The 2,517-nt window shown below is 56.5% G+C and carries 3 protein-coding genes; all 3 read right to left on the bottom strand.

The features are described from left to right. Nucleotides 1–938: 938 nt before the first annotated feature. The 3 genes from ACYVGK_RS17775 to ACYVGK_RS17765 all read right to left on the bottom strand — a co-directional run bounded on the left by ACYVGK_RS17775 (nucleotide 939) and on the right by ACYVGK_RS17765 (nucleotide 2,311). Entirely contained in the window at nucleotides 939–1,283 is a 345-nt protein-coding gene (locus tag ACYVGK_RS17775) for a hypothetical protein (RefSeq protein ID WP_460736185.1), read from the bottom strand. A 73-nt stretch (nucleotides 1,284–1,356) separates the two neighbouring features. Further along, nucleotides 1,357–1,767 (bottom strand): hypothetical protein, encoded by a 411-nt coding sequence (locus ACYVGK_RS17770; RefSeq protein ID WP_460736183.1) that lies wholly within the window; start codon nucleotides 1,765–1,767, stop codon nucleotides 1,357–1,359. A gap of 73 nt (nucleotides 1,768–1,840) precedes the next feature. After that, complete coding sequence (locus ACYVGK_RS17765; protein ID WP_460736181.1) at nucleotides 1,841–2,311, bottom strand: hypothetical protein; 471 nt, start codon at nucleotides 2,309–2,311, stop codon at nucleotides 1,841–1,843. Between the last annotated feature and the right edge of the window lie 206 nt (nucleotides 2,312–2,517).

Below are 2,517 nucleotides of genomic sequence, written 5' to 3'. Positions count from 1 at the left end.
ACATCGCGGGGCCTAACGCCTGAATTAAGCCGAGCCGCGAAGCGGCTTCGGCTTGAATGAATTGTTAGCCCTCTTCCCGGTGACGTCGGAGCATTGGGTTGAAGACGGCCAAAATAGTGGCAGAGCCAATCGCTCGTGAGCCCTCCGAAACTTGGATCTCCCGCCCCTCCCACAGGGAATGAGGATAGATCTCCGGCGTTATAAACCAGACATTTGCGATACCTTGGCCGCCGGGCGCAATCTCGTAGAGGTCTATGAGCTCGTGGTGCACTGATGTCAGATAGTCGCTTCGGATCGCATAGTTCGGTCGGTAGCCAGAGGTAACGGAACGGCTCTTGCCGCCAGTTTGCGTTGAGGTGAGCCTCAATACGACTTGGGCATCGGGATCGCGATTCATCGAGAGGGCTAACGCCTGAATTAAGCCGAGCCGCGAAGCGGCTTCGGCTTGAATGAATTGTTAGCGCCCTCCCGCAGGACGCGAATCTCACGGGTGCGGCGCTTGTACTCCTTGGTGAAGGAGCAATGTGCAACGACTAGGCCACCTTTTCCATCCGGCCAGGCATACACAAGGTAAGTTTGGCCTGGGGAGAATCCGAAGCCACAAGAGCCAGCGCCTTCCGTGCATTGCGTGGAAGCTTTGACCGGGCCTTGGGTCACACCCTTAAAAGAGTCCGTGACATTGAAGCTAACGGTGTCAAACGAGCCGGTATGGGCTACATCGGTCACAGTGCCGATAAAGACGGCCTGTGCGTTATCCAACGACTGCAGGAAGTCTGACTTTGTTGGGTACTTGGGAGTCACGCAGTCACACGCAAGGGTGCTTGCGGGAAGGGCGAGGAGCGCAATGGCTAGCAGAAGTCTCATTAGGGCGCTAACGCCTGAATTAAGCCGAGCCGCGAAGCGGCTTCGGCTTGAATGAATTGTTAGGCCCCGTCCCGCTAACGGAAAGCAACATCAGAGGCCTCGTAGTCAACCTGAAACTGCGTGTGAAGCCATGGTGAGGCTGGCCTGAGATAGACAACTAAACTCTTCAAAGCCTCCGGTGTGTACTGGGCATGTTGAGCGAATGCAAAGTGGATCACTTTGTCGTCGAGGTGGCCTTTTATGACGTGCTTGACCTTTGCCTCGTAGATTGTCCAATACGCCGTGTGGACATTGCCAGGCGTGCAGTTGGAACAGAAGTCTGTTTCTGTGACGGTCAAGGCGCGAACTCGCACCAGTAGATCCTGCGCCGTCGCCGGCGTAGCGATCACCAGAAGTGCCAACAAGGCGAAAATCTTCATAGGGGCCTAACGCCTGAATTAAGCCGAGCCGCGAAGCGGCTTCGGCTTGAATGAATTGTTAGGGCCCAACCCGCTATAGGCACGCGCCTGCGTAGTTGCACCCGGTAAACAGCAGAACAATAAGCACAATTGGAACAGAAGCTGCTCCGACCAGGCCAGCGACAAAGATTGCGCGACGCGCGGTTTTTGTGCGAGATGCAAGAAGGCTGGTGGCCGCAGACAGTAGCAAAGGCAGTGCAAACGCCACCATGCCGCCGGGATAGATAACTCTCTCGCGGACAATCCAGGCAAACGAGTCGGGGGTGTAGTTCTTGGCGGGGCCGGGATAGAGGAACGAAAGCGAAGCGGCGGTAGCAACGATAGCGGCGCTGAGCGCCAGAACGGTAATGAGAGGCAAACGAGATTGAGGCCAGCGGCCGTGTATCCACAGCCCGATGGCCGCGCCGACTAAGGGGCCGAGTACCAGTAGCAACAATCTTTCCATTGGGGCCTAACGCCTGAATTAAGCCGAGCCGCGAAGCGGCTTCGGCTTGAATGAATTGTTAGGCCCGCCGCGACTATGCGACGGACCACCAATATTGAACCTCATCGTCCTCGCCGGAGCAGCAAAGAAGCAAAGACGAAGGGTCCCGGGCTTGGGCGGACACCCTAGACTCTGCTGCGATGAGCGACTGTGCCAGCGCCGCAAAGAATCCCTGGCTAGGCACAAAGCCATTGGGGAGGTCTGCCCGAGCCACATTGACCATGTGGAAATCGCCCAAGGATAGGCTCCGGCCGATGTTTGAGCACCAGAGTGCTGCGCCTTTTAGATTGCTGTCAGCCATGGCTGCGACAAAGTGGCGCCGGTTGTAGCTATTGATGCGACCGACCGTGGATCTTGAGTTCTGCTCGGTATCAATGCAGACAGACAACGCCGATGATTCATGGTCGTAGTACAGGGCGAAGGTGTAGATCGGAACCTCCCTCCGCATAGCCTCAGCCAAGGCTTGGTCTATGACTTTCCCAACCAGCGTGTGGATATTGTTCAAGGGCCTAACGCCTGAATTAAGCCGAGCCGCGAAGCGGCTTCGGCTTGAATGAATTGTTAGGCCTCGGATTCGTGGCAAACCATTTCGATGTTGTGTCCGTCCGGACCGATAACGAAAGCGGCATAGTATTTGCCGGTATAGTTCGGGCGCAGTCCAGGCGCGCCATTGTCTTTGGCCCCCGCCTCCAGTGCTGCACGATAGAACAC

Source organism: Lysobacter tyrosinilyticus (genome assembly GCF_054779815.1).
This window is presented reverse-complemented; position numbering and strand designations above follow the sequence as displayed.